The 4,753-nt window shown below is 57.4% G+C and carries 5 protein-coding genes; 2 read left to right on the top strand and 3 right to left on the bottom strand.

Annotation, left to right across the window (positions count from 1 at the left end):
- Nucleotide 1 precedes the first annotated feature (1 nt).
- Complete coding sequence (locus PROAA_RS03395; protein WP_186409985.1) at nucleotides 2–943, top strand: alpha-E domain-containing protein; 942 nt, start codon at nucleotides 2–4, stop codon at nucleotides 941–943.
- A 44-nt stretch (nucleotides 944–987) separates the two neighbouring features.
- A complete protein-coding gene (locus tag PROAA_RS03400; RefSeq protein ID WP_186409986.1) occupies nucleotides 988–1,545 on the top strand; it encodes a hypothetical protein in 558 nt (185 codons plus the stop codon).
- 13 nt (nucleotides 1,546–1,558) lie between these two features.
- On the opposite strand, the gene PROAA_RS03405 is transcribed toward PROAA_RS03400, so the two are convergent.
- The 3 genes from PROAA_RS03405 to PROAA_RS03415 all read right to left on the bottom strand — a co-directional run.
- On the bottom strand, nucleotides 1,559–2,431 hold the full coding sequence (locus PROAA_RS03405; protein WP_186409987.1) for a decaprenyl-phosphate phosphoribosyltransferase: 873 nt from the start codon (nucleotides 2,429–2,431) through the stop codon (nucleotides 1,559–1,561).
- Nucleotides 2,428–3,966, bottom strand: a complete 1,539-nt coding sequence (locus PROAA_RS03410; RefSeq protein WP_186409988.1) for an ArnT family glycosyltransferase — start codon at nucleotides 3,964–3,966, stop codon at nucleotides 2,428–2,430. The genes PROAA_RS03405 and PROAA_RS03410 overlap by 4 nt, the downstream gene beginning before the upstream one ends.
- A 7-nt stretch (nucleotides 3,967–3,973) precedes the next feature.
- Nucleotides 3,974–4,753: 3-deoxy-7-phosphoheptulonate synthase (locus PROAA_RS03415; protein ID WP_186409989.1), on the bottom strand; the 780-nt coding region annotated here is incomplete at its 5' end.

The following is a 4,753-nucleotide window of genomic DNA, read 5'->3' on the forward strand; positions in this document are numbered from 1 at the left end:
TATGCTTAGCCGAACAGCCGATCATCTTTACTGGATGTCACGCTTTACCGAGCGTGCCGAAAATCTCGCCCGTCTGCTTGACGTGACTCACCAGATGTCGCTCGTGCCGCAATCGGTCGCCGCCGAGAACCAGAACTGGGGCGCCATCCTGGCGCTGAACAGCCTTCAGACCGCCTTCTCCAAATCTTACGACGAGGTGAATGCCGAGAACGTTCTGCGTTTCATGGTATCGGATGCAGACAATCCAGCGTCGATCTACAGTTGCCTGCGCGCTGCGCGCGAGAACGCTCATGCCGTACGCGGCACGCTGACCGCAGAGACATGGGAGAGTTGCAACGCCACCTGGATCGAGTTGCGCGAGCAGAGCTTCGAACAGATTCTATCTACCGGCGTTGGCGAGTTTTTCGAATGGGTCAAGTTGCGCTCCGCCGTCATGCGCGGCGTGACCTTCGGCACCATGCTGCAGGACGATTCGCTGGACTTTATCCGTCTCGGTGGGCTGCTTGAACGTGGAGACAACACGGCACGCATTCTCGATGTGAAGTACCACGTGTTGCGGACCAATGGCGATGAGGGCACGACAGATTTCTACCAGTGGGGTGCGCTGTTGCGTTCACTGTCGGCCTTCGAGGTCTACCGCAAGGTCTATCGCGATGTGATCACACCGGCGCGCGTCGCCGAGTTGCTCATGCTGCGCGTGGATATGCCACGCTCCCTGCATTCCTGCGTGGATGGTATCGTGCGCGTGCTCAATCGGGTCGCCAACAGCAGCTCGGTGGCAGAAACCGGACGGCGCGCCGGCATGTTGCACGCGCAACTGCACTTCGCCCGGATAGACGACGTACTGTCCAAAGGGTTGCATGAGTATCTGACCGACTTCATGGATCGCATCTACGATCTCGGCGAAGGCATTGGACATGACTTCCTCGTACCGGCAAGCTGAATGCGGTAATATGAATTCCTGTCTTTCGTTGACGAGGCATCACCATGTCAATCAACGTATCGGTTATTTCCACAGCCAACAGCACACGCCATTTCGCACTGAATAGTGTCGAATCGATCGGTCACCTGCTCATCAACCTGAAACGCAGTTCGCGAATTTTCACCGGGAATCTGCTTATCATCGGCTCAGGCGCCCAAACCGAGATTTTTTCTACCGCTTCGATAGCCTGCGTCGAAATGGAATCCGAAAACGACCTCGAGGTCTACCTCCCTCGAGGGCAGAACCTGGCATTGACCTCGCTGACAACCGTCGAGGCTATTGAGCCCTTCGAAGGAGGGCTCGAAAGCGAGTTCTTCAAGGTGCAGATTGATTTCTTCTTTCGCGGCGGTCATGTCATCCATACCTGTGTCGAGGGTGACCCCAAGCTGGCGCTTGACGAGTGCCTGGTCAATCTGACAGGGGTTTTTGAGCAACCGTGCTTGGCCTATCGGCTACCCCAGGGGGGTATCGGCCTGATGAATCCGCTCGCCATGACGCGACTGGTCATCATTCCCGGGATTCCAGATCTGCCGAAAGAAGCCTGGGTTGCCGACGACCTCTGACCTGATTTCCAGCTCAACGGAGCAACACCATGACGGTGACAAACCAGGCTGAGAACGTGCCCAGCAGGTGATAATCCTGTAGCAGTGTGGCGGCAGGGTCGCCACCACGAGCGCGCCGGTGCAACAGGAATAGATAGCGGAATGTCCCATAGATGACAAAGGGAACCGTGTAGATCAGGTTCGCTGTACCGTGTATGGCGACCGTTTCGGGGCTGACCGTGTACAAGCTATAACTGACGATCGTGCCTGTTGCGCAAATAGTGATCAGGCTGTCAAGCAACACCGGGTCGTAATCATCGAGCACCTGGCGGTGGTGTCCACCGCGTCCGGCCATCACATTCACCTCGGCGCGCCGTTTGGCGAATCCAAGAAAGAGCGTAAGCAGCAGGCTGCACAGCAACAGCCAGTGCGACGGCTCGATGCCGACACCAACCGTGCCTGCCACAATGCGCAGCATGAAGCCTGACGAAATGATGAATACGTCGAGCAGCGCAATGCGCTTCAAGCCCATCGAGTACGCCACATTGAGCAGGATATAGACGCACACAACGAGCAGCACCGAATTCGAAGCGGCCCATGCCAGCGTCAATGCCGACAACGCGCAGACACCCGCCAGCACCAGCGCCTGCTTCACGCCCACCGTACCCGCCGCAAGCGGTCGCAGGCGCTTTTCCGGATGTTCGCGATCACGCTCCCGATCAGCCAGATCGTTGATGATATAGATCGCCGATGCGGCCAGTGAAAAGGCGGCGGCGGACAACAGAACCATATGAACGATATGCGCATCATGCCAAGCGTGACCGAAAAACAGGCCGACGAAAACAAAGCCGCTCTTCACCCACTGGTGCGGACGCATTAGTTTGAGATAGGGCAGAAATGCGCTCATTGTTGGCTTATTATTTTGACGTCCGGGAAATAGCGTTCGCAAAATTCGCAGCCGCGCTGTGGAAGCCATGCGGGGATTCGGTAGAAGCGTTCGCGTATTCGGGTCAGCACTTTTTCATGATACACGGCGTAATTGAATCCCTGTCCCAGGACCAGATAAAACCGTGAGCCGTCAACTGCAAATTCGCGAAACTCGACATGCCTGAAATAGGACGAGTAGTCTTTCCCCTCAGGCGAACTGGTTCTGAGGATGAGCACGTTGCGTCCATTCTGCTCACGCCAGTCCGTTTCGAAGTCATCCTGTCGCGCATAAAATGAACCTCTGCCGAACACGGCGAACGGCTGACCGGACTTGTACGCCATGAATGCCGCTGCCGAGAAACTTTCCATCGCAAAGAGATAATCCTTCTCATAGGGCAGGATCTGCGAGAGCACCTCATTCGACTGAAAGCGCAAGGCCACACCTTCGCTGAAACGCGTGTCGTTCCAGATCTTCGTCGGCAATGACAGCAGCACCGCAAAAAAGAGGATATGCACTATGGCAAAAACTGCCGACCATTTGACCAGTCTGGCCGATACGGCCAGCGGCAGCACGATGGCCGCCAACACCGCAAGCAGCGGAATGAAGGAGATCAGCCAGTGAAGTCCGACCGAGCGCCACAAAGACATCAACGCGAACAATGCGATCGGGACCAACAGGAGCCAGAAAGCTGTGTTGGCTTCACCATTCTCGCGCACGGCTTCACGCACCTGCTTGTGCCGCCGCATGAGTTCGAACAACAGCCACGGCGTTGCCAGATAAAGCAGCGAAACCACGAACAACGCCGGGTTGGTGAACGAAAGGCCGGCCTCCGCATTCCGATTCAAGAAGTTGAAAAGAATATTCACCCAGCAGTGGCCGCTGTTCCACCACAGGTTGTAGATCGGTGCCGGCAGGGAGGCCACAAGCAGTAGCGCGAATCCGGGCCAGCGCGCAGCATCGCGCCGGGCGAAAAGCACATGCACCAGATACGCAACACCGAGCAGCGCGGCAAAGTATTTGCCCAGAAAGGCCAGACCGAGCAGCGCACCGGCAGCAACATGCCAGAGCAATGAGCGCCGCGGTTGTCCGGCGCATCGCAAGGCCGCAAAATAGGCCAGCATCGAAAGCATCGAAAACAGGATGACCGGCGTATCGGTGGTAATCAGCACATTCCATACATTGACCGGCTGCATCAGAACCAGCCATGCGGCGACCCTTGCGCGCTCCACACCGCTCGGACGCGCCATCATCCAGGCGCCCCAGGCCAGAACTAACGGCAGCAGTGTGGCCGGCAGTCGGAGAAACCATTCAGCACGTGAAACGGCGAGCAATGCAGTCAGCCACCAGCCGACCATTGGCGGGTGGTCATAGAACCCTCCTGCCGGATGCTCACCCCAGAAAACGAAGTAAGCCTCATCGCCAGTCAATGGCAAAGCTGCGGAAAACCACAGACGAAATGCCAGAAGAGACAGCAGGCAGACCCAGGACAAGCGCGTCGGAAAAAGGCTCAACACTTTGAAGTTACTGATCAGCCCTGATCAGGCGGCGAGACTGAACACCCTGCGCCAGGGTTTCCAGGATTGCGACAGAATCCTCCCATCCGACGCAGGCATCGGTAATGCTTTTACCATATTCGAGCGGCTTGTTCGGTATCAGATTCTGTCGCCCTTCGACGAGGTGAGACTCGACCATGACGCCCACGATGCGGCACTCGCCCGCCGCGAGTTGCTCTGCGACATTTCGGGCCACGTCAAGTTGGCGCTTGTACTCCTTGCTTGAGTTGGCGTGCGAGAAGTCAATCATCAGGCGTGCAGCCAGTGCGGCCGCGGCAATCTCCCTGGCGGCCGCATCGACATGCGCCGCGTCATAGTTGGGCTCTTTTCCGCCGCGCAGAATGACGTGGCAGTCTTCATTGCCGGTCGTTGAAACGATCGCCGACATACCCGCTTTCGTAACGGACAGGAAATGGTGTGGCGACTGCGCGGCACGAATTGCATCGATGGCGATCCGGATATTGCCGTCGGTACCATTCTTGAATCCGACCGGGCACGACAGACCCGAAGCCAGTTCGCGGTGCACCTGCGATTCGGTAGTGCGCGCGCCGATGGCCCCCCAGGAAATCAGATCCGCCGTGTATTGCGGCATGATCGTGTCGAGAAACTCGGTTGCGCAGGGAAGCCCCATGTCATTGATGTTTAGCAGCAGGCCGCGCGCCAGACGCACGCCCTCATTGATGCGAAAACTGTTGTCGAGGCGCGGATCGTTGATCAGCCCCTTCCAACCCACCGTGGTTCGCGGCTT

The organism is Candidatus Propionivibrio aalborgensis, from assembly GCF_900089945.1.
In the GTDB taxonomy this organism is placed as follows: Bacteria; Pseudomonadota; Gammaproteobacteria; order Burkholderiales; family Rhodocyclaceae; genus Propionivibrio; species Propionivibrio aalborgensis.

What these genes read in the sequence shown, in the direction of transcription:
- PROAA_RS03395 (WP_186409985.1), top strand. Translation starts at nt 2, where the DNA reads ATGCTTAGCCGAACAGCCGATCATCTTTACTGGATGTCACGCTTTACC.
- PROAA_RS03400 (WP_186409986.1), top strand. Translation starts at nt 988, where the DNA reads ATGTCAATCAACGTATCGGTTATTTCCACAGCCAACAGCACACGCCAT.
- PROAA_RS03405 (WP_186409987.1), bottom strand. Translation starts at nt 2,431, where the DNA reads ATGAGCGCATTTCTGCCCTATCTCAAACTAATGCGTCCGCACCAGTGG.